General features: G+C 63.0%; 23 protein-coding genes. 19 read left to right on the top strand and 4 right to left on the bottom strand.

All coding sequences use genetic code 11. The features are described 5' to 3' along the window. The 10 genes from CQ14_RS23990 to CQ14_RS23945 form a co-directional block, all read left to right on the top strand. The coding region (locus CQ14_RS23990; protein WP_156435353.1) for a VWA domain-containing protein at positions 1-561 on the top strand (561 nt) is incomplete at its 5' end. Beyond that, positions 558-1448: an amidohydrolase family protein gene (locus CQ14_RS23985; RefSeq protein ID WP_057860305.1), complete on the top strand. Its 891-nt coding sequence runs from the start codon at positions 558-560 to the stop codon at positions 1446-1448. The genes CQ14_RS23990 and CQ14_RS23985, both read left to right, overlap by 4 nt. A 40-nt stretch (positions 1449-1488) precedes the next feature. Further along, positions 1489-2337: an MBL fold metallo-hydrolase gene (locus CQ14_RS23980; protein ID WP_057860304.1), complete on the top strand. Its 849-nt coding sequence runs from the start codon at positions 1489-1491 to the stop codon at positions 2335-2337. A gap of 20 nt (positions 2338-2357) precedes the next feature. Beyond that, positions 2358-3935: an isochorismatase family protein gene (locus tag CQ14_RS23975; protein ID WP_057860303.1), complete on the top strand. Its 1578-nt coding sequence runs from the start codon at positions 2358-2360 to the stop codon at positions 3933-3935. A gap of 13 nt (positions 3936-3948) precedes the next feature. Then, complete coding sequence (locus CQ14_RS23970) at positions 3949-4575, top strand: FMN-dependent NADH-azoreductase (RefSeq protein WP_057860302.1); 627 nt, start codon at positions 3949-3951, stop codon at positions 4573-4575. A 73-nt stretch (positions 4576-4648) separates the two neighbouring features. Continuing rightward, positions 4649-5662 carry a zinc-dependent alcohol dehydrogenase family protein gene (locus tag CQ14_RS23965; protein ID WP_057860301.1) on the top strand — a complete coding sequence of 338 codons (1014 nt, stop codon included), beginning with the start codon at positions 4649-4651 and terminating at the stop codon, positions 5660-5662. Positions 5663-5911: 249 nt separating this feature from the next. Continuing rightward, positions 5912-6991: an efflux RND transporter periplasmic adaptor subunit gene (locus tag CQ14_RS23960; RefSeq protein WP_057860300.1), complete on the top strand. Its 1080-nt coding sequence runs from the start codon at positions 5912-5914 to the stop codon at positions 6989-6991. Positions 6992-7040: 49 nt separating this feature from the next. Continuing rightward, positions 7041-7721 (top strand): ABC transporter ATP-binding protein, encoded by a 681-nt coding sequence (locus tag CQ14_RS23955; RefSeq protein WP_057860314.1) that lies wholly within the window; start codon positions 7041-7043, stop codon positions 7719-7721. Beyond that, positions 7718-8878: an ABC transporter permease gene (locus CQ14_RS23950; protein ID WP_057860299.1), complete on the top strand. Its 1161-nt coding sequence runs from the start codon at positions 7718-7720 to the stop codon at positions 8876-8878. The genes CQ14_RS23955 and CQ14_RS23950 overlap by 4 nt, the downstream gene beginning before the upstream one ends. A gap of 2 nt (positions 8879-8880) precedes the next feature. After that, positions 8881-10071, top strand: coding sequence for an ABC transporter permease (locus CQ14_RS23945; protein ID WP_057860298.1), 1191 nt, complete (start codon positions 8881-8883; stop codon positions 10069-10071). A gap of 3 nt (positions 10072-10074) precedes the next feature. On the opposite strand, the gene CQ14_RS23940 is transcribed toward CQ14_RS23945, so the two are convergent. After that, complete coding sequence (locus tag CQ14_RS23940; RefSeq protein ID WP_057860297.1) at positions 10075-11052, bottom strand: Bug family tripartite tricarboxylate transporter substrate binding protein; 978 nt, start codon at positions 11050-11052, stop codon at positions 10075-10077. Between the two features lie 225 nt (positions 11053-11277). Here CQ14_RS23940 and CQ14_RS23935 point away from each other — a divergent pair, with 225 nt between their 5' ends. Both CQ14_RS23935 and CQ14_RS23930 read left to right on the top strand, forming a co-directional pair. Beyond that, positions 11278-12222 (top strand): LysR family transcriptional regulator, encoded by a 945-nt coding sequence (locus CQ14_RS23935; protein ID WP_057860296.1) that lies wholly within the window; start codon positions 11278-11280, stop codon positions 12220-12222. Positions 12223-12383: 161 nt separating this feature from the next. Beyond that, the gene (locus tag CQ14_RS23930; RefSeq protein ID WP_057860295.1) at positions 12384-15059 is read left to right on the top strand and encodes a flavin-containing monooxygenase; all 2676 of its coding nucleotides are present in this window, start codon (positions 12384-12386) and stop codon (positions 15057-15059) included. Between the two features lie 52 nt (positions 15060-15111). On the opposite strand, the gene CQ14_RS23925 is transcribed toward CQ14_RS23930, so the two are convergent. Beyond that, positions 15112-15501 (bottom strand): TfoX/Sxy family protein, encoded by a 390-nt coding sequence (locus CQ14_RS23925; RefSeq protein ID WP_057860294.1) that lies wholly within the window; start codon positions 15499-15501, stop codon positions 15112-15114. A gap of 147 nt (positions 15502-15648) precedes the next feature. On the opposite strand from CQ14_RS23925, the gene CQ14_RS23920 reads away from it, so the two are divergent. The 7 genes from CQ14_RS23920 (at position 15649) to CQ14_RS23890 (ending at position 22727) form a co-directional block, all read left to right on the top strand. Then, positions 15649-16032, top strand: a complete 384-nt coding sequence (locus CQ14_RS23920) for a nuclear transport factor 2 family protein (protein ID WP_057860293.1) — start codon at positions 15649-15651, stop codon at positions 16030-16032. Between the two features lie 28 nt (positions 16033-16060). Then, positions 16061-16561 carry an L-2-amino-thiazoline-4-carboxylic acid hydrolase gene (locus CQ14_RS23915; protein WP_057860292.1) on the top strand — a complete coding sequence of 167 codons (501 nt, stop codon included), beginning with the start codon at positions 16061-16063 and terminating at the stop codon, positions 16559-16561. A 105-nt stretch (positions 16562-16666) separates the two neighbouring features. Beyond that, entirely contained in the window at positions 16667-17518 is an 852-nt protein-coding gene (locus tag CQ14_RS23910; RefSeq protein WP_057860291.1) for a phytanoyl-CoA dioxygenase family protein, read from the top strand. 370 nt (positions 17519-17888) lie between these two features. Beyond that, positions 17889-19487, top strand: a complete 1599-nt coding sequence (locus CQ14_RS23905; RefSeq protein WP_057860290.1) for a phospholipase D-like domain-containing protein — start codon at positions 17889-17891, stop codon at positions 19485-19487. Between the two features lie 118 nt (positions 19488-19605). Next, positions 19606-20394 (top strand): Dot/Icm T4SS effector Zinc-dependent metalloprotease LegP, encoded by a 789-nt coding sequence (legP, locus tag CQ14_RS23900; RefSeq protein WP_057860289.1) that lies wholly within the window; start codon positions 19606-19608, stop codon positions 20392-20394. 11 nt (positions 20395-20405) lie between these two features. Further along, positions 20406-21575: a caspase family protein gene (locus CQ14_RS23895; protein WP_057860288.1), complete on the top strand. Its 1170-nt coding sequence runs from the start codon at positions 20406-20408 to the stop codon at positions 21573-21575. A gap of 21 nt (positions 21576-21596) precedes the next feature. Continuing rightward, positions 21597-22727 carry a carboxypeptidase-like regulatory domain-containing protein gene (locus tag CQ14_RS23890; RefSeq protein WP_057860287.1) on the top strand — a complete coding sequence of 377 codons (1131 nt, stop codon included), beginning with the start codon at positions 21597-21599 and terminating at the stop codon, positions 22725-22727. Here CQ14_RS23890 and CQ14_RS23885 read toward each other — a convergent pair. Continuing rightward, complete coding sequence (locus CQ14_RS23885; RefSeq protein ID WP_156435351.1) at positions 22714-23055, bottom strand: YbaY family lipoprotein; 342 nt, start codon at positions 23053-23055, stop codon at positions 22714-22716. The genes CQ14_RS23890 and CQ14_RS23885 overlap by 14 nt on opposite strands. Before the next feature lie 74 nt (positions 23056-23129). Continuing rightward, a complete protein-coding gene (locus CQ14_RS23880; RefSeq protein ID WP_057860285.1) occupies positions 23130-24803 on the bottom strand; it encodes a flavin-containing monooxygenase in 1674 nt (557 codons plus the stop codon). Positions 24804-25614 lie beyond the last annotated feature (811 nt).

Below are 25614 nucleotides of genomic sequence, written 5' to 3'. Positions count from 1 at the left end.
GGGCGCCTCAAGCGGCGCACCCGTCCGCGTAAAGTCCTGCTCCTGATCGACGTCTCCGGATCGATGAAGGGACGCACCGACGACAACATGAAGCTCGCCCACGCCGTGGTGCATGCGGCGCCCAACGTCGAGGTGTTCACCTTCGGCACCCGCCTCACCCGCGTCAGCCGCGCGCTTCGTCTCAAGCGCCGCGAGCAGGCGCTATCTGCGGCGGCCCATCTGGTCAGCGACTGGGATGGCGGCACCCGGATCGGCGATGCGCTGCACGCGTTTCTGGCCGTGCCGCGGTTCGGCGGCTATGCGCGCGGCGCCGCCGTCATCATCCTCTCAGACGGCCTTGAGCGCGGCGATCCATCTGCGTTGCGCGATGCCGTCGCCAAATTGTCGCGGCGCGCCTGGCGGCTGAGCTGGCTGACGCCGCTCGCCACAGGTCCGGGCTTTCAGCCGCAGACCGAAGCGCTGATCGCCATCCGCCGCTTCGTCGATGATCTGGTCGACGGCGGATCATCAGCCGCGATCGTTTCGCACGTTCTCTCGCTTGGACAAAGGAAGGCCGCGTGACTGAAATCGTCGATGCCCATCATCACATCTGGCGTCAGGCCGACCTGCCCTGGCTTGTTGGTCCGATGCAGCCGCGCATCTTCGGCCCCTACGAGCCGATCCGGCGCGACTATCCGATCCAGGAATATCTCAGCGACCTCACAGGCTCAGGCGTCACGCGCTCGGTCTATGTGCAGACCAACTGGGCCAACGACCGCTTCGAGGACGAAACCGCCTGGGTGCAGGAGACGGCGAAAGACCATGGCTGGCCGCACGCCATCGTCTCCTATGCCGATTTCAACATCGACGACGTCCGACCGCAGCTCGATCGGCTTGCCCACTATCCGCTGGTACGCGGCGTGCGCATGCAGCTGCACTGGCACGACAATCCGCTTTATCGCTTTGCGGCCCGGCCCGATCTCTGCGCCGATCCCAAGATCCGCCGTAACGTCGCGCGGCTCGCCGAATACGGTTTCAGCTTCGACCTGCAGGTGTTCGCGCCGCAGATGACGGATGCCGCCGGCCTTGCCGAGGCTTGCCCCGACGTGACCTTCATCCTGCAGCACGCCGGCATGCTGGAAGACCTTTCGCCACAGGGCCGGTCCGCCTGGCGCGCCGGCATGACACGGCTCGCGACCTGCCCGAACGTCGTCTCAAAACTCTCCGGGCTCGGCACCTTCATTCACCGCAACGATCCCGCTCACATCGCCGGCATCCTCGCCGATGCCGTGGCGATCTTTGGCGCCAACCGCTGCCTGTTCGGCTCCAATTTTCCGATCGAAAAACTCTGGACGACGTATCGCGAACTGATCGACGCCTTTCTCGTCGCCACAGGCTCGCTTGCCGCCGATCAGCGCGCCGCCGTTCTGCGAACGACAGCGACGCGCGTCTACCGGCTCGACCGATGACGGCGCGCACCGACAATTAAAAGAATATGGGAGGGAACAGATGCCGCTTGAGATCAAGATCCTCGACTACGGGGATATCGAACTGGAATCGAGCTTTCTCGTGCTCGGCCGCGATTGCGGCCGCACCCGCCGTGTCCTGACGCTCGGCTTTCTGATCGTCGGCGGCCCCTATCCGGTTGTGATCGATACCGGCTACCGCTCCAACCAGATCATGGAAACGCTGGGCATGCGCGGGCTTCAATTCCACGAGAACATGATAGAAAACCAGCTCGCGCGCCACGGCGTGCGCATGGGCGACGTCCGGTATGTCTGCCACACCCATCTGCATATCGATCACGCCGGCAAGGACGATCTGTTTCCAATGAACACGACAGTCGTGCTCAATCGCAAGGAACTGGAATATTCCGTCTCCGGATTGATGCATCCGCAGTATCCCGCGCCCGACATCAAGCATCTGATCGACCGCCTGCACACCAAGAGCGCGCTGCGATTTCTCGATCTCGAAGTGACCGGCCCGATTGAGCTGATGCCGGGCGTCTATTGCGACGCCGCCAACGCCCATACCGAAGGCTCGATGAACATCCATGTCCATACGGCGGATGGCATCGCCACCATCTGCGGCGACGTGATCTACGACTTTAACGACCAGATCGTCACGCCCTTCCATGAGATTCACGACGCCGAACCGCGCACCACAGGCAATCACGGCACCAGCAAGCGGGCGGAAAAGGCCGCGATCAAAAAACTGCTGAGCAACTCGCGCTATCTGCTCCCGGTCCATGACCGGCCGGCAAAAATCGAAGGCGGCATGGTGGTCGGCCGCCTGCACGATCAGGTGCCCGGTCCTGTGGTGCAGAGCCTGCCCCAGCGCAACTGGTTCCCGGCCTGACGCGAGAGAAGGACGGACCGATGACGCACGTGACGCTGCGCCCGGAGTTCGAAACCCTGATCGACCCCTATGCGCCGGTCGGCCAGGTCGGCACCGGTTTTGATTTCACGGAAGGGCCGATCTGGCATCCGACGCATCATTATCTCCTGTTCTCGGATATGCCCGGCGATGTCCGTCGGCGATGGGATGCCAAGCGCGGCGTGGTCGAGGTCAAGCGTCCCTCGAACAAATGCAACGGCATGACCTATGACGCCGAGCTCAATTTGATCGTCTGCGAGCACGCCACTTCGTCCCTGATCCGTGAACGCCCCGACGGCAGGCGCGAGGTGATCGCGTCGCATTTCGAAAACCAGGAGCTCAACAGCCCGAACGACGTCTGCGTTCATTCGAGCGGCGCGATCTATTTCAGCGATCCCTGGTATGGCCGCATGCCGGTCTACGGCGTCGAGCGGCCGCGCCAGCTCGGCTTCCAGGGCGTTTTTCGCGTGCCACCCGGCGGCGGTCCGCCCAAACTCGTGGTCGATCGCCATCTGTTCGACCAGCCGAACGGCCTCTGCTTCTCGCCCGACGAACGCCTGCTCTACGTCAACGACACCGTGCAGGCGCTGATCCGCGCCTTCGACGTCGAAGCCGATGGTTCGCTGTCCAATGCGCGCGTCTTCGCCAGCGGCATTCGCTCCGAGCTCGAGCCCGGCCTGCCCGATGGCATGAAGTGCGATCAGCGCGGCAATGTCTGGGTCACGGCGCCCGGTGGCGTCTGGGTCTATTCGCCATCAGGCGAATTGCTCGGCAAGGTGCGCGTGCCCGAACTCGTCGCCAATCTCGCCTGGGGCGGTCCCGATTTTCGCACGCTCTATCTCACCGCAACCCATTCGGTCTACGCAATCCCGGTCAAGGCCGGGCCGCGCCACGAGCCTTATATGAGCGGCCGGGCTTCGACGGGCCCCGACACGGCCTCCGCTCCACCCGCCTCGCCTCAACTAGCCACCGGAGACATGCAGCTCGATCCGCGGCGCTGCGCGATGATCATTCAGGATTTGCAGAACGACGTGATCATGGAAGGCGGCGCGTTCTCCGATTCCGGCTCGCCCGGCCACGCGCGGCAGCAGCGCGTGGTCGAAAATGTCCGCCGCCTTGCGGAAGCCGCGCGCGCCCGCGGCGTCGTCATCATCCATGTCTGGTTTATCGTCGAGCCGGGCGCGCCCGGCGTCACGCTCAACGCGCCCTTGTTCGAAGGGCTGGTCGACAGCGGCGCAATGGTGCGCGGGAGCTGGGGCGCGGCACCGGTGCCGGGGCTTGAGCCGCGGGCCGGTGATTTCATCGTCGAGAAGATGCGGATGAGCGCCTGGGAGGGCACGCGGTTAGAGACCATCCTCAAGGCGACCGGCCGCGACATGATCATCAACACCGGCGCCTGGACCAACATGTCGATCGAGCACACCGCCCGCACCGGCGCCGACAAGGGCTACTTCATGATCGTGCCCGAAGACTGCTGCTCGACGATGAACGCCGACTGGCATAACGCCTCGATCAATTTTGCCATGCAGAACGTTGCCGTCGTCACCAATGCCGACGCGGTGATCAGGGGATTGGGATGAGCGACGCCCGGCCATGCCAAAGCTTTTTCACCTGAGCTGCTCGCCGCGCGCCGACTCGGAATCCTTCGCCGGCGCGCGCGTCTTCATCGACCGCTTCCGCCAGGCGCGGCCGGACTGGGACATCGACGTGATGAACCTGTGGCGGGATCACCTGCCGGAATTCGAGAACTATGTGCTGGAAGCCAAATACGCCCGCATCGACGGCCGGGCTTTTACGGACTCGCAGCGCGACGCCTTTGCCGTCGCCGAGCGCATCGCGATCCGCTTCGCCCTCGCCGATCGCGTGCTGATCTCGACGCCGATGTGGAATTTCGGCATCCCCTACAAACTGAAGCAGTGGATCGATGTGATCACGCAGCCCGGCCTCGCATTCCGCTTCGATCCCGCGCAAGGCTATCTGCCCCTGTTCAAGGACCGGCCGACGGTCGTGATCCTCGCCAGCGGCAGCGATTTCGTCACCGGCATGAATCGTGGCCGCATCGACATGGCCACCCCATACTTGCGCGAGGTGCTGCGCTTCGTCGGCGTCAACGACGTGCGCTTCGTGCCGATCGGACCGACCACCGGACCGGCCGAGCCGATCCGCACGGCGCGCGAAGCTGCGCATCGCCGGCTGGCCGAGATGGCGGCGCGGTTCTAACGCGCGGGCGTGGCGGAACCGGAACATTTGCGGCAATATGGCGCTCACTGGAGCGTGCCGAAGGAGATTCCCGGTGAAGTGCTATGAGCTGCAGGGACCGAACGGAATCGATGGACTTGCCCTGGTGGACAAGCCTGTGCCGGAGCCCGGCGAAGGCCAGGTGCTCGTCCGGCTCAAGGCGGCAACGCTGAACTATCGCGATCTCCTCACCGTCAAGGGCGGCTATGGCTCGCGCCAGAAATTCCCGCTGGTGCCGGTTTCGGACGGTGCAGGTGTCGTCGAGCGGGTCGGCCCGGGCGTGCGGGAATTCGCAGCCGGGGACCGCGTGATCGGCAGCTTCTTCGAAAGCTGGCTCAGCGGAGAACCGAGCGAAGCCAAGATGCGCGCGGCGCTCGGCGGCTCGGTGGACGGCGTTCTCACGCAGTATCGGATCTTTCCGAAACATGCGCTGGTCAGAACGCCAGAGCATCTCAGCGACATCGAAGCCGCCGCGCTCCCCTGCGCCGGCGTCACGGCCTGGAGCGCGGTCGTCAAGCTCGGCGGCTTGAAGCCCGGCCAAACCGTACTGACGCAAGGCACCGGTGGCGTTTCGCTCTTTGCCATTCAATTTGCCAAAATGTGCGGCGCGCGCGTCATTGCAACCTCCTCCAGCGACGCCAAGATCGAACGCGTCAAGCAGCTCGGCGCCGACTTCACCTTGAACTACAAGGCGACGCCCGATTGGGGAAAGAAGGCGCGCGAATGGAGCGGCCAGGGGGTCGATCTCGTCGTCGAAGTCGGCGGGATCGGCACGCTGAACGAATCGATCCGGGCTGTCAGGATCGGCGGCACCATCGCCTTCATCGGCGTGCTCGCCGGCCCGCCGCCGTCCAACTCGCGCCTCCCCTTGATGGTGATGCAGCAGCAGCGGCTGCAGGGCGTCACCGTCGGATCGGTCGAGGATCTCAAGGCGATGGTGGAGGCAACAGCGGTTCACAAGATGAAGCCGGTGATCGACAGGACCTTTTCCTTCGACCAGGCGAAACAGGCCTTTTCCCACATGGAAAGCGGCACGCATTTCGGGAAGGTGGCGATCGCGATCGATTGAACGCCGCGCCTGAGCCCGGCGGCCGGTTCCCGGCTGCAAAATTTCGCCGGGTTTTGGGCGCATCTAAACCGGCAGGCACCTGAGCCAAACAACCCCGCTGGCAACAGCCGGCAACAGCGCGGCGCCAAACACGCTTGCTGGTTGCAAGAATTGCCGCCGTCGCTATAAGGCTTCCAATCCGAGAAAATCACCTCGTCGAAAACGAGTGCCTGCCTGGCTCTCGCGCGTGCCGTCGGACGGAAATGAACGATGAGCGAAGACAAGAGCAAATTGCTGCGGTCGCTGACCATTGATCGCAGCACGGACAAGGTGGAGCGACCGGGCCGGCGCTGGCTGCCGCTAGCGGCGGCGGCTGCCATTTGCGTCGTCGGATTTGCAGCTTTTGCCGCTTACGAATTGGGCCGGCAAGACACGCCGAAGGAGACCGCGCCGCAGCCGGCCGCACAGAAGCAGACTGTGCAGCTTCAGCCGCAGCCGGCCCCAACAAGCGACAAAACGGCCGGCAGTCTGGCGGCCTCCGGCTACGTGGTGGCGCGGCGCAAGGCGACGGTGGCGGCCGAGATCACCGGCAAGGTGGTCGAGGTCTTCATCGACGAAGGCATGACAGTGACCGAGGGTCAGATCGTCGCGCGGCTCGACAGCGTACTGGCCGAAAAGGATTTTGAGCTGGCGCGCTCGCGCGTCGAGACCGCCGATGCTGCTGTCGCCGCGATCACCGCCGATCTGGAGGACGCGACCCGGATCATGACGCGCATACAGACACTCTCGCAAAAGAATTTTGCCACCGAGGCCGATCTGACCAAGGCGCAGGCGCGCGTCGGCGTGCTCAGCGCGCAGTTGCGCCAGGCGCAGTCGCAGTTCGAGACTGCCAAGATCGACGCCAAGCGCAGCGGCTCGCTGCTCGACAAGCACCAGATCCGGGCGCCTTTTGGTGGCGTCGTCATCGACCGCAGCGCGCAGCCCGGCGAGATGATTTCGCCGATGTCGGTCGGCGGCTTTACGCGAACCGGTATCTGCACCATCGTCGACATGGATTCGATCGAGATCGAGGTCGACGTCAACGAGGCCTTCATCGGCCGCGTCAGCCCCGGCGGTCCCGTCAACGCGGTACTGGATGCCTATCCGGACTGGACCATTCCCGCCTCCGTGATCGCGATCGTGCCAACCGCCAACCGCGAAAAGGCCACCGTGAAAGTTCGCATCCGCTTCGACAAGAAGGATCCGCGCATCCTGCCCGACATGGCGGTGAAGGTGAACTTTCTGCAAGCCAAGCAAAACGGCAAGGCAAACGACAGGGCCAACGGCGCCAAAGAGGCCGCCGCGAACTAGCGCCAGCCATAATTTCCGACAGGAGACTAACGTGACTGCCGAACATCCGATGGTTCGCCTTACCGGCGTCAGCAAGCGCTTCACCAAGGGCAAGGAAACGATCTCGATCTTCGATCATCTCGACCTGGCGATTCCGCGCGGCGATTTCGTTGCGGTCATGGGACCGTCGGGCTCTGGCAAGACCACGCTGCTCAACCTGCTCGGCGGCATCGACCGCGTCGATGTCGGCGAGATCGCCGTCGCAGACCACCGCATCGACGGCCTTTCCGAGGGCGAGCTTGCGGCCTGGCGCGCCGCCAATATGGGCTTCATCTTCCAGTTCTATAACCTGATGCCGATGCTGACGGCGGCGCAGAACGTCGAATTGCCGCTACTGCTCACGAGATTGAGCAAGAAGGAGCGCGCGGCGCGCGTTCACACCGCGCTTTCCGTTGTCGGCCTCGCCGATCGCACAAAACACCGTCCGCGTGAAATGTCGGGCGGCCAGCAGCAGCGCGTGGCGATTGCGCGCGCCATCGTCTCGGATCCGAACCTGCTTCTGTGCGACGAGCCGACCGGCGACCTCGACCGCCAGTCCGCCGACGAAATCCTGTCGATCCTGCAACTGCTCAATGGCGAGCTCGGCAAGACCATCGTCATGGTCACCCACGACCCGGCGGCGGCGAACTACGCCAAGCGCGTCCTGCATCTGGACAAGGGCCGCTTCGTCGAACGGGAGCTTGCCGCGTGAACGATTTCGACCTGGTACGCAAAAACCTGTTCCGCCGCAAATTGCGCGCGAGCCTGATGATCGTGTCGATCCTGATCGCTTTCATGATCTTCGGCGTGCTCGCCGGATTCCATCGCGCCTTCACCTTGGGTGAGGATCGCGCCGCCGCCGACAGGATGATCACCGTCAACAAGATCAACTTCACCCAGCCGTTGCCGATCGCCTACTACAACCGCGTGCGGGCGGTGGAAGGGGTGCGGCAGGTGACCTTCGCCAACTGGTTCGGCGGCTATTACCAGGACCCGAAGAACTTCGTCATGTCGCTCGCGATCGAACCATCAACCTATTTCGACGTCTATCGCAGCGAATTCGATGTTCCGCCCGAACAGCTTCAGGCCTTCACCCGTGACCGCGGCAGCGCACTGGTCGGTGAAAAACTGGCGCAGAAGTGGGGCTGGAAGATCGGCGATCGCATTCCCGTTCAGAGCAACATCTTCAGCCAGAAGAGCGGCGGACACACCTGGGACCTCACCATTGCCGGCATCGTCAAGGGCAAGGTCGAGCACGTCGACACCAACTTCCTCCTGTTCCAGTACGCCTATTTCGACGAGACCCGCAGTTTCGGCAAGGACACCATCGGCTGGATGATCCTGCAGACCACTTCGCCCGAGAACAACGATCGCGTGGCGAAAGCGATCGACGCGATGTTCGCCAATTCCACCGCCGAGACCTCGACCGACACCGAAAAGGCGTTCGGCAAGGCGTTCGTGGCGCAGTTCGGCAATATCGCGCTGATCGTCTTCCTGGTGGTGGGCGCCGCCTTCGTCACCATTCTGATGATCGTCGGCAATACGATGGCGTTGTCGATCCGGGAGCGCACCCGCGAGATCGGCGTGCTGAAGACGCTCGGATTTTCAGGCCCGCGTATCCTCGCCATGGTGCTCGGCGAGTCCGTGCTGCTGGCGCTGCTCGGCGGCGTGCCGGGCCTTGCGATTGCCGCCCTGATCGCGATGGCGCTGCGCGCGAGCCTCACCAACGTCGCGCCCGCTTTTGCGGTATCGCCAACCATCATGCTACAGGGGTTGGCGCTGATGATCGCGCTTGGGCTGATCACCGGGATCATCCCCGCGCTCAACGCCATGCGGCTTAAAATCGCAACCGCGCTCGGACGGGGATAGGCATGCGTTCGCTTTGGCTTCAGGTGGCGGCGGTCACATCAATCAATCTCAAGAGCATCGCACAGCGACGCTGGTTGTCGCTCTCGACGGTGATCGCGATCGCGCTGGTGGTGATCGTGCTGCTCGCTTTCCTGGCGATGGCCAACGGCTTCCAGCGCACCATCGCAGGTTCCGGCGCCGATGACATCGCCATCGTGCTGCGGGCCGGCTCCCAGGCCGAGATCAACAGCACGGTGAGCCGCGACCAGGTGCGGCTGATCGAGGACGCGCCCGGCATTGCACGCGGTGCCGACGGCAAGCCCCTGATCTCGCCGGAACTCTATCTCGTGGTCGACGGCATCAAGCGCACGACCAAGACCAAGGCCAACCTGCCGCTGCGCGGGATCGGCGAACAGGGCATGGCGTTGCGCAAGGACATTGCCATCACCTCGGGCCGCATGTTCAGCCGCGGCAGCAACGAAATCGTGGTCGGCAAGGCGCTGCTACGCGAGTTCGACGGGTTGGACCTCGGCTCTACGGTGGCGTTCGGCGCCACGCGCTGGACCGTGGTCGGCGTGTTCGAGGCCGGCGGCAGCGTGTTCGAATCCGAAATCTGGGCCGATCTCAATGTGGTGCAGAGCCTGTTCAACCGCAACAACATCGTCCAGACCGTGCGCGCGCGCCTGACCGGGCCCGCCGCGCTGAGCGAGCTCAAGAACCACAGCGATACCGATCCGCGGCTGAAGCTCGACGTCAAATCCGAAGCCAGCTATTTCGCCGAACAGGCGTCGCAAACCACCGATCTGATCCAGAAGCTCGGCTGGCCGCTGGCGATCGCGATGGCGCTCGGGGCCATCGCCGGCGCGCTCAACACGATGTATTCGTCGGTGGCGTCACGCGCCACGGAAATCGCAACGCTGCGCGCAATCGGCTTCGGCGGCTTTCCCGCCTTTGTCGGCACGCTGGCGGAGTCGCTGTTGCTCGCCGTCATCGGCGGCTTGTTAGGCGCCGCCGCCACCTATCTGATCTTCGATGGCGTCACCGCCTCGACGCTCGGCGGCAACTTCACCCAGGTGGTGTTCGACTTCAAACTCAGTCCCTGGCTGATCGGTGAAGGCGTCGTGCTCGCCCTGGTCGTCGGCCTGATCGGCGGACTGTTTCCGGCCGTCCGCGCCGCGCGATTGCCGATCGTCGAAGGGCTGTACGCGAACTGAGCGTTATTCCCCCTTGAGGCCGGCGGCGCGGATCACCTCGCCCCATTTACGGGTTTCGTCGTCGATGAACTTGCCGAACTCGACGGCGGTGCCGGCGCGCGCCTCCAGTCCCTGAACGATCAGCTTCTGCTTCACCTCGGGATCGGCAAGGACACGAATGACTTCTGTCTGCAGGCGATCGACGATTGCGCCCGGCGTTGCCGTCGGCGCCATGAAGCCGTACCAGCCGGAAGCGATCACGTTGGAAAGCCCCTGCTCGCGCAGGGTCGGCGCCTCCAGGTAAATCGGGCTGCGCTCGGCCGACGCCACACCCAGCACACGCAACTGGCCACTTTGGATATGTGGTAAGGCTGTGCTGATGGCGGTCAATGTGGCGTCAAGGCGGCTCGCCAGCAATTCGGTGTAGGCCATGTTGTCACCTCGGAAGGGAACGATGAGGCCTTTGACGCCAGCGTCGCGGAACAGCAACTCCGAGGCCAGATGGGGTTGCGAGCCTGCGCCCGGAGAACCAAAGGTCAGGCCTTCGGGCCGCGATTTGCCATAGGCGATCAGTTCCTGAACGGTCTTGAAAGGTGCCTGCGCATTGACCACCAGGAACAACGGCGCCATGACGGCCATCGCCACCGGCTGCAGGTCCTTGCGGTTGTAGTTGAGCTTCTCGAACAAGGCTTCGGCCGTCGCAAACGGCGCTGCCGCATAAAGGAAGGTGTATCCGTCCGGCGCAGCACGCGACACCAGTTCGTTGGCGACGCGGGTACCTGCACCCGGCTTGTTTTCGACAATGAACTGCTGGTTCAGACCGCGCCCAAGCTGCTCGGCCAGAAAGCGCAACGAGATATCGCTTGCCCCGCCGGCTCCGTAGGGCGACACCAGCCGCACGATCCGTGACGGCCAATCGCCTTCGGCAAACGCGGGAAAGCGCGGACCTGCGGCAATTCCGGCGGCAATGGTCCCCAGCAGCGTTCGGCGTGTGACGTTCATGAATGCCTCCTGGGATGAAGCGCCGCCTCAAAGTGCGGCGTAGCCCGGCGTATCCGTCCCATTTCATCGAGCCGCATTGGCGCGATCGCATCGCTGCATCGCCGGGCTCCTAGTGTCTTCGAAGTTGCAACGATAGAGAGGCACCTTCTATCGAACAATGTGTATTTTTTTACCAATTGATAAGCTTGGCCTATGAATATCGAACGACGACACTGGAGGCCCGGCATGGCGATGGACGTGACACTGCGGCAGTTGCGCGCCTATGTAGCCGTGCTGGAGGCCGCTAGCTTCTCGGACGCCGCCAAGGCGATGCACCTGTCGCAGGCCGCGCTCTCGGGGCTGATCAAGGAGCTGGAGAACCGCGTCGGTGTCCGCCTGCTGGACCGCACCACGCGAAGAGTGTCGGTGTCAGCGGTCGGCGAGACCTTTGCGCCGATGGCGCGGCGCGTGCTGTCGAACCTGGACGAGGCGCTGGAGAGCTTGACCAATCTCAAGGAGCTTCGCCGCGGTGTGGTGCGTGTCGCGGCGCCGGAAACGCTATCCTGCACGCTGCTGCCGGAGCTGATCGCCGCATACAATGATAGCCATCCCGGTGTGAACGTCCGGTTCGATGATGTGCCGATCCAGGAAGTACTCGCGGGCTTGCAGAACGGCTCGACCGATATCGGCTTCGGACCGGCCGGCGTCGTTCCGGATGATCAGGTCGAGGTGCACATGATCTGCGCCGACCCGCTCTGGGTGGCGCTGCGCGGCGATGACCCGCTGAGCAAGGGCAAGTCGATCAGTTGGAGGGATCTCCGCGAGCGGCCCTTGCTCAACTACATGCCCAACATCGCCATCAATGTATTGAGCAATGTACCGCCCCGGCATCACCCGAAGGAGCTGGTGCCCGTACACCGGGTGAACACCGCGCTGTCGATGCTGCGGGTGAGACAAGGCGCCGTGATCTGCCCCTCGATGGCGGAGCCGCTGGTGCGCGGCTTCGGACTGACGTTCCTGCCGCTCACGCAACCCACCGTCCGATGGAAGATCGCGATGTTCGTGCGCAACAGCGCATCGCTTTCGCCCGCGGTAGAGAGTTTTCGCGACTTCACGCTCCACTTCAGCCCGAACTGGACGGCTGTCGCAGTCGAGCGACGCCGCCCGAGCGAACGGCGCAAGCGCGGTTAGGAAAAAGCGTCACGCGTAGGTCGCTGCTTCACGCGGAGAATTCGAAATCCATCGCGGCAGAGCGCCCCTGCAAGAAACATCCAATGATTGTAGATGTCCTGATGACAAACTGAATATGCGGGCGTAGCCTCTCTCGAAATAAAACATATGGGAGGAGTGGCATGCCAGACGCAGCGGTCGCAGCACGTTCTTCTGAAACCACGAACAGCGGCACGACGCAGCAAGTCGATGTCGCCGTCGTTGGCGCGGGGTTCGCCGGCCTTTATCTCCTGCATCGGCTGCGCAAGGCCGGCTTCTCGGCGGTCGTGATCGAGGACGCCGGCGATGTCGGCGGCACCTGGTACTGGAACCGCTATCCCGGCGCACGCTGCGACATCCAGACCATGGATTACAGCTACACGTTCGATCCCGAACTCGATCGCGAATGGACCTGGTCGGAAAAATACGCGACGCAACCGGAGATCCTGCGCTATTTCGGCTTCGTCGCCGATCGTTACGACCTCCGTCGCGACATCCGCTTCAACACCAGGGTCAAGGCCGCGAACTGGGACGACGCCAGCGAGCGCTGGCAACTCACAACCGACAACGGCGCTGATGTATCCTGCCGCTATTACATCATGGCCACCGGCTGCCTCTCCACGCCAAAGCCGCCGGAGATCGACGGCGTCAAGGATTTCAAGGGCGCGATCTATTTCACCGGACGCTGGCCGCATGATGGCGTCGATCTCGCCGGCAAGCGCGTCGCCGTGATCGGCACGGGATCATCGGGCATCCAGTCGATTCCGCTGATCGCGGAGCAGGCGGCGCATCTCACCGTGTTCCAGCGCACGGCGAGCTTTGCGTTGCCCGCACATAACGGTCCGGCGCCCGACGATCGCAAGACCTACTTTGAGGCTGACCGCGCCGCCTATCGCGAGCAGGCGCGCTGGTCTCTCGCGGGCGTGCCGTATCCGCAGGAAATGGCGGTGAGCTGGCAATTGAGCGATGCCGAGCGCCGCGAGCGCTTCGAGAAAGCATGGGCGGCCGGCGATCTCGTCCACATCCTGACCCAACTCTGGGCCGACCAGGCCGCCGATTTCGATGGCAACGCGCTGATCGGCAAGCTGATTCACGAGAAGATCCGCGCCGTGGTGAAGGACCCCGATACGGCTGCGGCACTGAGCCCGCATGACCATCCATTCGGCTCCAAGCGCCCGTGCCTCGATACCAACTACTATGCGACCTACAACCGTCCCAACGTCACGCTGGTGAACCTGCGGCAAGAGCCGATCAAGGCGATCACCGCCTCCGGCATCGTCACCGACAAGCGCAGCGTCGATCTCGACGTCATCGTGTTCGCAACCGGCTTCGATGCCATGACCGGCGCGATCATGGCGGTGCATCCGATCACCGGACGCGCCGGCAAATCCCTGTCGAGCGTCTGGGCCCAGGGACCGCAGACCTATCTCGGCCTCACGGTCGCCGGTTTCCCCAACCTCTTCATGATCACCGGTCCCGGCAGCCCGTCGGTGCTGTCGAACATGGCGGTGTCGATCGAGCAGCATGTCGACTGGGTGGTCGATCGCCTGGCGGCGTTGCGCGACGCTGGCTTCACGACGATGGAAGCAACCGAAACCGCGCAGGCCGGCTGGGCGCAGCACATGGCCGATTGCTCGATGCTGACGCTGCATCGGCTGGCCAACACCTGGTACACCGGCGCCAACGTTCCCGGCAAGGCGCAGGCCTTGATGCCCTATACCAGCGGCGTCGGTCCCTACCGCGGCATCTGCAACGAGGTTGTCAGCCGCGGTATGCTGGGCTTCAGGCTCACCGGCCCCAACGTTGCCGAGCAATGCAATGATGGCGAGGTGGTTCGCCTGCAGCCGGATGTGCGGCTGGTGCTCGGCATGCTGGCGGAAATGAACCTGCCGCAAATCGAGTCGCTCGGCGCCCAGGGCGCGCGCGACTTCCTTGCCGAATTCAATAAGGGCCGTCCCGCGGGGCGGCCGGTCGGCGAAGTCGGCGACGGCGTGCTGCACGGCGCCGATGGCCTGCTGCCCTATCGTCTCTACCGTCCGGCTACGCCCGGCCCGCATCCAATCGTGGTCTATTTCCACGGCGGCGGCTGGGTGCTCGGCGACGAGCAATCCGACGATCCGTTCTGCCGCGACATCTGCCGGCGCAGCGGCATGATCGTCGTCAGCGTCGGCTATCGCCATGCGCCCGAGCATCGCTTCCCGGCGGCACCGGAAGATGGTTATGCGGCGACAAAGTGGATCGCCGAACACGCGGCTGAACTCGGCGGCGGGCCAGGACCGGTGCTGGTCGCGGGCTGGAGCGCCGGCGCCAATATTGCCGCCGTCACCTGCCAGCTCGCGCGCGACCGCGGCGGGCCAGAGATCGCAGGCCAGCTCCTGGTGTGCCCGGTCACCGATTGCAGATATGACCGCGCCTCCTACACCGAGAATGCGGTCGGCTATTTCCTGACGCGCGCGCTGATGTTCTGGTTCTGGGACATTTATTGCTCGCCCGCCGACCGCACCGATCCGCGGGCCTCGCCGCTGCGCGGCAATCTGGCGAACCTGCCGCCGGCGTTTGTCGCAACCTGCGAGTTCGACCCGCTGCGCGACGAAGGCATCGAATATGCCGAGGCGCTGGCTGCCGCGGGCATCCCGGTCGAGCAACTGCAGGCGCGCGGTCACATCCACTCCTCCCTGATGATGGTGGACGTGGTGATCACCGGCGTCAGCGGTCGCGTGAAGATGGCGGAAGCCCTGCGCGGCTTTGCCGGGTTGCCGCGGAAGCTGGAAGCAAGTGGCGACGCCTCGCCGATAGCGGTCAACGCTGCGGCGGGATAAGCGCGCAACGCGACAATGATCTTTCCTCTGCGCGGCCCAAAGGTTGGACCGCTCAGGATGGCCGCTTGCGCCGCCGCGGCGCCTTGCCCTGCTTTGGCGCCGGCCGCTTCGCCGCAACCCGGTGGGCCGCGGCCAGCGCGGCGCGCCCCCACATGATGAATTCGTCCGGTTCGTCGAACAGCCGTTCCGGCACGCGCCAGAATGCGAGGTCGATGGTCTCGCCCTGCTTCGCATAGTTGAGCGGCGGAAACGCCTCAGCCTCCTTGAACGTCTCCCGGTTCTGGTCATCGACCCGGAAATAGAGCGTGTTTTCCGTCACCATGCCCAGCATCACGCCGTCGCAGAACACGCCGGTCTTGCCGAACATGCGCCGCAGGGTGACGCGGCCGAGGGGGCTAAGCTGCTCGCGCAGAAACTCGGCATAGGTGTCGCTGGCAACCATTCTCGATCCAGTCTGGCTGTCCCAGCTCCAAGCATGTCAGGAGACCTGCAGCCTGTCATGGATTAGATTTTCTACGTTGACCGCTCAACTGATTTCGTTTGTCGTCGCCGGGACGCTCCTCAAGAGAAAAACGGAAAAAGCGGCCTCATGACCAGCACGGACGATGTCAAAAATATCGAAGGCGTGATCCAGTCCTATCTGGACGGCCTCTACGAGGGCGACGCGAGCAAGATTGCGAGCGCCTTTCATCCGACCAGCGCACTGACCAGCATCGACGACGGCGGTGAACTGACGATCACGCCGCGCGACATCTGGCTGAACAACGTCAAGAACCGGCAATCGCCAAAGCAGCGCGGCCTGACGCGACACGACGAGATATTGTCGATCGACCTCGTCGGCCCGACGATGGCTTACGTCAAGCTCAAATGCGCAATCCCGCCGCGCTTCTTTACCGATCAACTGTCACTGTTGAAGATCGACGACCGCTGGCAGATCGCGCAAAAGGTTTTTATGACCGAGCTGCGGGAGTAATCAGCCCCATCTCGGCAAGGAGGCAACAATGAATGTCCTCGACGATTACATGGTCGATCCCCGTCTATCGCTGCTGGACAAGACGCGGATCCAGGCCCAAGTCCTCGTGCCCGTGCTGCGGGCGTTGCGCGCTGAACTTGGCAAGGAAAAGGCCGACGCGATCGTCAAACAGGCCTTGCGCGACTGGTCGAAGCAACTATTCGCCGACGTCGGCGCTCGCGTCGAGGGCAGCGCACGGCGCAAATGGGCGGCGATGCACACCGCGCTTGCCGACGTCAGCGAACGGGAAGTCACGGTGGAAATGCGCCGGCAAGACAAGGAGGCGCTGGAATTCGACGTCACGCATTGCCGCTTTGCGGAATTCTTTCGCGCGCTCGGCGAGCCGGAGCTCGGCACGCTGCTCGTCTGCGCCACCGATTTCGACATCGTCGACGCCGGAGGCAGCGAGGTCAGCCTCAGCCGCGACCAGACCCTGATGCAGGGTGCGCCAAGCTGCACGTTCCGCTACGCCTTCTCGCCGCGGGAATGATTTCCGCACCCAGTGGCCTCCCAGAAATCCCGTGAAAGCTATCGATAGAGGCGTATGATGCTCCCAAGAAGCCCGGCTTGACCGGGCTGGCAAGGGAGAGCGCCGATGGCAGCGGCAGCGGAGCAGGTTTCGCCCTGGCTCCAGGGACGTTCATTCACCTCGTTGAAGGACGAGTTCGACCGCAACGGGTACCTGATCTTCGAGCGCGTACTTGCGCCCGACCGCGTCGCAGAAATCCGCGCGGCGCTGGCGCCGCACCTGGCGCGCGATCTGCTCGGCCGCAACGATTTTGAAGGCACCAAGACCAACCGCGTGTATGCCCTGCTGGCAAAGTCGCCGGTGTTCGCCGAACTCGTGGTCCATCCGCTCGCCCTGGCCTTTGTTGAAGCCGAGCTCGGCGAAAGCTGCCTGCTGTCGGCCATGCTCGCGATCAACCTTCATCCCGGCGAGACGGTGCAGCCCTGGCACTTCGACGACAGTAGCGTCAAGATACCGCGGCCCCGTCCGGCGCTCGGCATCTCCACGTTCTGGGCGATCGACGATACGACCGAGCAGAACGGCGCTACCGAAATCATTCCGGGAAGTCATCTCTGGGACGGACAGTATATCGAGGGCGCGGTGAAGCCCGCGCACTTCACCAACGAAGCCGAGCATGATGAAGGCAATCGAACGGACGCCATCAAGCTGATCATGCCGTCCGGATCGCTGGCGATCACCAAGGGAACGCTGTGGCACCGCGGCGGCGCCAACCGGTCGGACCGGCCGCGCCTGATCATTACCCCGCAATATTGCGTCGGCTGGGTGCGGCAACTCGAGAACATGGCGCTTGCCGTCCCCGCCGATCTTGCCAGCCAATTGCCGGAGCGCGCACGCGAGCTGATCGGCTACTCGATCCATCCGCCGTTCATGGGCTATGTCGACGGCGTTCATCCGCGGCGGTTGCTGCGGACGCATTGACGGATACCGAGCGCGGCGCCTGAACGGGCGATCACCTGCACACGATACCGTCGCAGGGAGCGCATCGAACGCGATGTGCTCGCCCTCCTTCTTCGCAACCTCTGAGCTGGTCTGTGAAGTGCTTCACTGACAGATAGTCGCCGGTTCGGCAAAGTAGCAACCCGAAGGCATCGCACGTCGGAGTGTATCTCCGTGCTCAGAGTGATTGCAGGTCACCGAATTTTTCTCTGGCGACACAACGGTTTGTCGCTACGCCTGCGGCAGCGACACGCAGCGCAAGCGATCGACCAACTGCCGTACGCACCTTTTGAAATCAGAAACCACGACTGCCATTGCAATTAACTCATTTGACGCCGGAGGGACCGGAACGATGCGCTTCCTCGATCAACCCACCAAGGACAAGGTGCAGTCCGTGATCGACGCCAACATGGCGCAGTTGACCGCGGTCGATGGATTTGTCTCCGCCGAGCCCGGCTTTCCGATCATCGATGGCACCGTACACAAGGAGCCGGCGGTCATCGTCTACGTCGCCCACAAGAAGCCGCCGGCCAGCGTGCTGCCGGAAGAGCGTGTGCCGCGCCAGCTCGGGCCTTACCGCGTCAGCGTGATGCAAGCCGACCCGCTGCGGCAGGTCATGACGCTGATGAGCGATCAGCCCATCGCCGACAGCGTGGCGGCTTCGACTACCGGCCTCACCTACAAGCCGATCACCGGAAACCCGATCAACGCGACGTTCAAGCTCAAGAAGCCGATTCTCTGCCACATCGGTCCTGACGCCGGCTGGCCGGTGCTGCGTCCGTTCCTCGAGGCGACGAAAAAGACGCTTTCCGTCGCGATGTATGACTTCAATGCCGACTATATCGCCAAGAGCTTCATCGAGACGGTACGCGACAAGGATCTTCAGGTCGTGCTGACCTGGGACGACGGCATGACGGAGCCGGAGACCAAGATCCGCACCAAGCTGCGGAATTCGCTGAAAGACAATCTCGACGGCTTTATCGTGCAGTGCGGCGCCTCGCGCCGCTTCGCCAGCGCCTATCACGAGAAGGTCGCAGTCCGGGACTCCAGCGCATTCTGGCTGTCCAGCGGAAACTGGAGCTTGCGCAGCCAGCCGAACATCGACCCGATCGGAACCCCTTCCCAGGCCAAAGGGATGTACAGCAAGGGCAACCGGGAATGGCATGTCATCGTCGAGGATGACAGGCTGGCCAAGGTCTTCGAGCGCTACATCAAGCACGACCGCGATGATTCGAAGGCGGAGGCGGAAGCCGGCGAGGACGGCGCCGTGCTGGACGCGCAGGCCACCCCGCGGCTGCCGGACGTATTCGTGCCGGTTGAGACATTGTTCGACGCCGATGATGTCGCCGATACGCCGACACCGATTGCCCCGGAAATCCTGCCGACCAAGCCCGGCGAATTCGAGGTCGCGCCGGTCCTGACGCCGGACAACTACATCGGGCGCATCATGGAATTAATCGGCAGCGCCAAGCGATCGATCTTCCTGCAGTACGCCTACATCACCTTCAGCGACAAGAAGATCGACAAGAAATTTACCGAAATGCTCGCCAAGCTCGCCGAGCTCAGCAACCGCCCGAACTTCGACATGAGAATCATCGTCGGCAGCAACGGCGCCGCCGACAAGATCAGGAAGCTCGTGGAATCCGGCTTCAAGGAAACCGTTTTCCGCAGCCAGAGCAGCATCCACAACAAGGGCATCATCGTCGATGGCGAGACCGTGCTGGTCAGCAGCGCGAACTGGTCCGGCGACGGCGTGCTGCGCAACCGGGATGCCGGACTGATCATCTTCAACAAGGAAATCGCGACCTACTACCAGAACGCCTTCGAGTTTGATTGGGAGAACCGCGCCAGCGCCTTCATCGAGGATGATCCGCCGGTGACGGTGGCGCGCGACGGCGAAGAGACGCCGCCGGGCATGGTGCGGATGTCATGGCGTGATTACTACGGCTAGGAGACCTGCCTCTGTTAGTTGACGGCTTAGCAATTGTAACTCGAACTCTTTGGATACTGCACCCGCTAGCACATTTGGCGAATTACCGCCTGACCCGTTTTCAAGATGGGAGACTGTTATGGCTGATGGATTTCTGACAAGCGATACGACCGATACGACCTGGATCAAGCCGCTCGACACGGGCTGGAAGGAGGTCACCTACGCCGCAGTCGACGGTCTTGCGGTGTTCGAAGGATGCATCATTCTTGGAACCGTGGCCGAGGCGCAGGCCGTCAAGAAGTTCGTGGATGACAATCCGGGCATCAAGGAGGAAGGCGTCGAATCCTTCGGCACCGGAATCGTCGGCACCCAGTTCCGCTGGAAGAACAACACGATTCCGTTCGAGATCGATCCCAATCTGCCGAACCAGCAGCGCGTCCTCGATGCGATCAAGCACTGGGAAGACAATACGCCGATCAGGTTCGTGAAACGCAAGGCGACCGATCCTGCCCATCGCGATTTCGTCGTGTTTCGTCCCGGGAACGGCTGCGCATCCTCGGTCGGCCGGCGCGGCGGCCGGCAGGAGGTAATCCTGGGCGGCGCCTGCAGCGCGGGGAATTGCATTCACGAAATCGGCCACACGGTCGGGCTTTGGCACGAGCAGAGCAGGAAGGACCGCGATCAATTCGTGACCGTCAAGCTCAACGCGGTCGTGCAGAATGCCCGGCACAATTTCGATCAGCACATTCAGGATGGCATGGACCTCCTCGCCTACGACTACGGCTCCATCATGCACTATCCGCGCGACGCGTTCAGCGCGACTGGCGAGGACACGATCATTCCAAAGAAGGCTGGTGTCGAGATCGGGCAGCGCAAGAAACTGAGCGCTGGCGACATCGCTTCGGTAAAGAAGCTCATCAAGTCGTGAGGAGATGACCGGTGGGGCTGGTTGTCAACAACGATGTCGCGGGCGCCGGCGTTCATGCACTGATCGTCGGCGTCAGCGATTACCTTAATCTGCCGGACGCCGGCGAGCCGTCCTCCGATGAGACGTGGAAGCTCAACAAGCTCTCCTCGCCCGCGCTCTCGGCCTTCAAGATCTTCGATTTTATCACGACGACCGGCCTGCGGTTGCCGCTGAAAACCGTCCGGCTGTTGCTGTCGCCGTCGCCGGCCGAAGTGCAGGTCGAACCCCGGCTCGCCAACGCAACGCCCACCCGCGCCAGCCGGGATGCGTTTTCCAAACTCGCAGGCCAGTGGCGCAAGGACGCCTCGGTCAACAAGGACGACATGACGTTCTTCTACTTCGCGGGCCACGGGACGCAGCGCGGATCCGACGATTCCGTACTCATGCTCGATGATTTCCTGACCAGCGCCGCGCCGCTTAACGAGTGCTTCGAAATGCACAATGTGAAAAGCGGCATGGCACCGACGGCAACGCGCCCCGATATCGCGCGGACGCAGTTCTACTTCATCGATGCCTGCATGGACCGAAACGCAAAGCTGAGGACCTTTCTCAATCCTACAGTTCCGGCGGTATTTGGAATCGAGCTCAGTGAAAAGGACGAGCGGGCAGCACCGATGGTATTCAGCACCGTCGACGGCGCGATTGCGCTCGGACGCAGCCGCAAGCCGAGCCATTTCTCCCAGGCGCTGACGCTGGCCTTCGCGCGCGCCGCCGAAGAACCGGACCCTGTCACCGGACAGTGGTCGGTGACGGCGGTGACGATCAAGAACGCGCTGGACTACTACTACAACAAGAACAAGCTCGGGACGCTCGTGACCATGGGAAGCCTGGTCGGCTCGCCAGTTATCCGGTATCTGGCCGGCCCGCCGGACATCGATATATCCGTCGAGGTTCAACCGGAGGCTCTGGGTCTGCCCTGCACCATCGGCGTTCTCGATCAGGACAAAATCGCGGTTCCCGGATGCAACCCCGGCGCCAAGACCAAGTTCGATCTCACCGTCAAGGCAGGAGCCTATCAGGTGGAAGTCAACGCGGGACGATTGACGTCGAACCCGTTTCGTTCGCCATTGCGGCTTTTCAACAAGCCGATGCTGCCGCCGTGGACGCACAATCTGACATCGCTGCTCAGGCCCCCGAACTGAGCCTCGCCTGGGAAAGTTGTCATGGCCGATCCAAAAGCAACCCTCACGTTCAAGCTCGACACGCCGGCGAACCGAAGGTGGAGCGGAGCCTTGCCGATCGAGGTGCGCGACGAAAAGCTCGTGCTCAGGGCGCGCGGGGTCAGCGACGATAGCCTGGAAGTGCCGCCGGGACGCTACTACGTCACCGCGACGCTGCCCAACGGCGACCAGTCCACGGTCGACGACGTCGTCGTTAATCCTGGCGAGAGCAGGCAGCTCAACATCGCGTGCCCGGATGCCGCCTTTCCTGCCAAGCTGGAAACCTCGAACACGCTTTCGGATTCGCTTTGGGAGATTTCGCGCCCAGTCACGCAGTATTTCTTCAGGCAGTCGTTTGCGATTCTTCGCGGCAACTGGCTGGCCGACAGGATCCCCGGTACCGGCTCCCAGGTCCCGCTCAAGCGAGAGCCTACCACGCGGTCGAGCCTGGACATTCCGTTTTCGCGCGAGGCGGTCTGGATCGAAATCGAGAGGTCGAATCGGTACAATTATTTCGCCGTGCCGGTCGACGAAGGCACCTCGACAACGGTCAAATGGTCGCTCGACCTCGATACGGACAAGCTGACCCTTGAGTTCGATCTTCACCACGGCGAGTTGAACTCGCTGCTTGACTTCGTCGAGAATGGCAAGGCGGCCGAGGCGCGGTCGATATCGAGCACGCTGGTCATGCGGCCCGATTATTACGCCACGAAGAAGCAATCCCCTCTTCGCGAAATACTCGGCGCCTACGTGCTGATACGCGCCAACCAGCTCGAAGGTCTGAACGAGTGGACCGGCAATCTGGTTGCCTCCCATCCCTGGCTACCGGACGCGCTCGCGGTTCGCATCGAGTATCTGGCGCGCAGTGGCCGGCACGCGGACGCGCTGAAGCTGTTGCTGGATATTCCGAAGTCGGGGGCGCCGCTGTTTCGTTCCGGTATCGGCTATCTGGCCGATCGCGCCAAGACCTACGCAAGATTGGCCTCCCAGGGCGAAGCCAGCCTGAAAGTCCCGGCGGCCGAGATGGAAAAGCTCGAGCGGATCGCGCAGGTTTTCGGCGAGCTTGTGATTGCACTGGACATGACCTTGTCGACATCGGCGCTTCGACACGTCCCCGCGTTCAAATCCGGGTAACCGGCACCGAATTGCCATCGGTCCGCTCGACCGTCCAGGGCACGGCAACCGTCGTCAGGAAGTCGCCGGGACCAGCGCGCCCCCGACCCGAACGCCGGATTTCCGCCGCCAGCACATAGCTGTCGCGCGCGCGGAAATCCCAGCGTGCTTCCAAATGAAAGGGAATGCGATCCTGTCGTCCGCTGATCCCTTCGATCACGGTCTCTGCAATCCGCGTCGACAACGCGTCGATCAAGGTCACGTCATCGAGCCCCACGGTCGCGGTCGCGCCGTCGAACGATTGCGGCGACGGGAGTTCAATCCAGCCATGAATCGAGATCTTGCGCATGGCCTTTCCTGCGAAGCGGCCGGTGCTGGCCGGATTTCGCGCCACAAACCGGCGACGCGAAATTCAGGTGCAATTTAGCTCGCCCTCGATGCTTGCGGCCGATGCGCCGCCGAAGGCATTACCTGCGCATCGAACACGATCCCCTCATACCCCTTCTCTGCAACCTCGGTGATGGCGGCGACATATTTCGGCGTGCCGCCATTATAGACGAGGTAGCGGGTCTTGCCGTGCTCGTGGCCGGGGATATTGGAATTATAGCCGGTGAACCACGACTTGGCTTTGCGCATCAGCATGATGGCATACATCTTGGTCACATGCGCCGTCCATCGCGCCTGCGCCTCCGCCGTCGGCTCGGCCCACGTATGGCCGCGATCCCACATGTGGGCGAGCAGGCCCATGCACCAGCCGACGCCGTTCTCGATGCCGCGCGGAAAATTCGTCGATGCCGAACCGCTCTGCGGTCCGGTTGGCATCAACAGGTTCGGAAAGCCGTGCGCCATCATGCCGAGAAAGGTCGAGGGTCCGTCGCGCCAGTGCTCGGCGAGCTTCACCCCGCCGACGCCGGTGATGTCGATCGCATCGAATGCGCCGGTGATGGCGTCGAAGCCGGTGGAATAGACGATAATATCCAGCTCATAGTGTTGCGCGCTGGTGCGCAGGCCGGTTTCGGTGACCCGCTCGATCGGTGTCTCGCTGACGTCGACGAGATGCACATTGTCGCGGTTATAGGCCTCGCAATAATTGGTCTCCAGCGGCACCCGCTGCACGCCGAAACCGTGATCCCTGGGGATCAGCTTTTCCGCCGTCGCCGGATCCTTCACCCGCTGTCGAATACGCTCGGCGATGTAGGCGGAAAACTCGGCATTGGCCGCCTCGTCGGTAAATATCTCGCGAAAATTGCTCAGCCAGATGCCGAAGCCGGGCTCGTCATAGAGCTTGTCCCACAGCGCGATGCGCTCCTCGCGGGTCGCTTCGTAGAAGCCGCGCCTGTCGGGCTCGTGCTCGAAACCGCCGGGCGTGCGCCTGCAGGCAGCGAAGATCTCGTCGTAGCGCGAACGGATATCGGCCATTTCTGCATCCGAGATCGGGCCGTTGTTGAGCGGCGCGCTCCAGTTCGGGCGGCGCTGAAACACTGTGAGTTCGCCGACCTTGTCGGCGATCTCGCCGATCACCTGGATCGCGGTGGCGCCGGTGCCGATGACGCCGACCTTCTTGCCGGCCAGCTCGACCGGTTCGTGCGGCCAGTTGAAGGTGTGAAACGACCGCCCCTTGAACGCCTCCATGCCCTTCAGCCGCGGCAGCGTCGGTATCGAGAGCAACCCTACTGCAAGAATGAGGAAACGGCAGGAGAGCTCACACCCGCCGTCGAGCCTGAGCCGCCACAGATGGCTGGCCTCGTCGAACACCGCGGCTTCCACCTTGCGGTTGAACCGCATGTATTTGCGCAAATCGAACTTGTCGGTGACGTAGTTGAGATAGCGCAGATTCTCCGGCTGCGCCGAAAAGCGCTCCTTCCAGTGCCACTCGTTGAGCAGGTCCTTCGAGAACGAATAGCCGTAGGTATAGCTCTCGGAATCGAAGCGCGCGCCGGGATAGCGGTTCCAGTACCAGGTCCCGCCGAGATCGGGGGCGGCGTCGAGCACGAGAGCATCCACCCCGAGATCGGCCAGCCGCTTGATCTGGTAAATGCCTGACACGCCGGCGCCAACGACGACGACCTCGTAATGCGGCTTGATCTCCCCGGTCATGCGCTTCCCCGTTCTTGCTTCTTTAGCGGCGACGCTTCGTGCGCGGTCGCGGCACTATAACAATTATCCGGGCTTTGCACTTGCGTCAGCAAGCCGGCCTGCGTTGCGAAATCGGGAAATGAGGCGGCATTCTCGCGACGCCATTCGCCCGAGGTTTGCATCTTGTTTGCCCTCATCGAGATCAGAGGGCGCAGGGAAGACGGGTGCGCGCCGCGCCCGCGGTCTCGTGTGCAATGTGCGTTAGGAAATGCGCACACGAGCATACAGGTTCGGCGGAAGCATCCCGGCCTACCCTGCGCAATGGCTTTACGGCTTATACGTGCTCTCCCCGGCGAACGGCTTTTTTGCCACCGTCGCCCCGAGAAGCCTCGCTTCCGGGACTTGATGCCAGCACCGCGAACATCAGGACCACACGACTTCACCGTACGCGTCAGGCGCGCACGTCCAGCGCGCCATCCACGTCCATCGCATCTCACCGCACGTTCGTGACGATCGCGAGCGCCCCTCATCCGCGGCGAGACAAGCGGAGTTATGCTGCTGATTTGCGTGAGAACGAAAGCGGAATATTTTTGATTTCGGCACTTGACACGATTTCTGAAAATCCGAATTGATTTGCTCGCCGGGTTGATTTGTCACATGTTACCGCCTGAAATTGTGCTTGCGAACAAAGCAAATCAGTCGGCGACGCGTAGGGAGGGCAAAAGCCAACGGGTCGCGCGAATGCGCGCCCGATGACAGGCTCCGCGTGCCCACCATCGNAGAGCGCGCACACGGATAGATGGTGGGCACGTCGCTCGCGCTCCTTTGGCCA

It is taken from the genome of Bradyrhizobium lablabi (assembly GCF_001440475.1).
Classification (GTDB): domain Bacteria; phylum Pseudomonadota; class Alphaproteobacteria; order Rhizobiales; family Xanthobacteraceae; genus Bradyrhizobium; species Bradyrhizobium lablabi.
Note: the sequence above shows the minus strand (reverse complement) of the source record. Positions and strands in the feature narration are given on the sequence as shown.

What these genes read in the sequence shown, in the direction of transcription:
- CQ14_RS23910 (WP_057860291.1), top strand. Translation starts at nt 16,667, where the DNA reads ATGGCAGCGGCAGCGGAGCAGGTTTCGCCCTGGCTCCAGGGACGTTCA.
- CQ14_RS23955 (WP_057860314.1), top strand. Translation starts at nt 7,041, where the DNA reads ATGGTTCGCCTTACCGGCGTCAGCAAGCGCTTCACCAAGGGCAAGGAA.
- CQ14_RS23945 (WP_057860298.1), top strand. Translation starts at nt 8,881, where the DNA reads ATGCGTTCGCTTTGGCTTCAGGTGGCGGCGGTCACATCAATCAATCTC.
- CQ14_RS23935 (WP_057860296.1), top strand. Translation starts at nt 11,278, where the DNA reads ATGGCGATGGACGTGACACTGCGGCAGTTGCGCGCCTATGTAGCCGTG.
- CQ14_RS23915 (WP_057860292.1), top strand. Translation starts at nt 16,061, where the DNA reads ATGAATGTCCTCGACGATTACATGGTCGATCCCCGTCTATCGCTGCTG.
- CQ14_RS23920 (WP_057860293.1), top strand. Translation starts at nt 15,649, where the DNA reads ATGACCAGCACGGACGATGTCAAAAATATCGAAGGCGTGATCCAGTCC.
- CQ14_RS23975 (WP_057860303.1), top strand. Translation starts at nt 2,358, where the DNA reads ATGACGCACGTGACGCTGCGCCCGGAGTTCGAAACCCTGATCGACCCC.
- CQ14_RS23880 (WP_057860285.1), bottom strand. Translation starts at nt 24,803, where the DNA reads ATGACCGGGGAGATCAAGCCGCATTACGAGGTCGTCGTCGTTGGCGCC.
- CQ14_RS23980 (WP_057860304.1), top strand. Translation starts at nt 1,489, where the DNA reads ATGCCGCTTGAGATCAAGATCCTCGACTACGGGGATATCGAACTGGAA.
- CQ14_RS23940 (WP_057860297.1), bottom strand. Translation starts at nt 11,052, where the DNA reads ATGAACGTCACACGCCGAACGCTGCTGGGGACCATTGCCGCCGGAATT.
- legP (WP_057860289.1), top strand. Translation starts at nt 19,606, where the DNA reads ATGGCTGATGGATTTCTGACAAGCGATACGACCGATACGACCTGGATC.
- CQ14_RS23930 (WP_057860295.1), top strand. Translation starts at nt 12,384, where the DNA reads ATGCCAGACGCAGCGGTCGCAGCACGTTCTTCTGAAACCACGAACAGC.
- CQ14_RS23905 (WP_057860290.1), top strand. Translation starts at nt 17,889, where the DNA reads ATGCGCTTCCTCGATCAACCCACCAAGGACAAGGTGCAGTCCGTGATC.
- CQ14_RS23890 (WP_057860287.1), top strand. Translation starts at nt 21,597, where the DNA reads ATGGCCGATCCAAAAGCAACCCTCACGTTCAAGCTCGACACGCCGGCG.
- CQ14_RS23970 (WP_057860302.1), top strand. Translation starts at nt 3,949, where the DNA reads ATGCCAAAGCTTTTTCACCTGAGCTGCTCGCCGCGCGCCGACTCGGAA.
- CQ14_RS23925 (WP_057860294.1), bottom strand. Translation starts at nt 15,501, where the DNA reads ATGGTTGCCAGCGACACCTATGCCGAGTTTCTGCGCGAGCAGCTTAGC.
- CQ14_RS23960 (WP_057860300.1), top strand. Translation starts at nt 5,912, where the DNA reads ATGAGCGAAGACAAGAGCAAATTGCTGCGGTCGCTGACCATTGATCGC.
- CQ14_RS23885 (WP_156435351.1), bottom strand. Translation starts at nt 23,055, where the DNA reads ATGCGCAAGATCTCGATTCATGGCTGGATTGAACTCCCGTCGCCGCAA.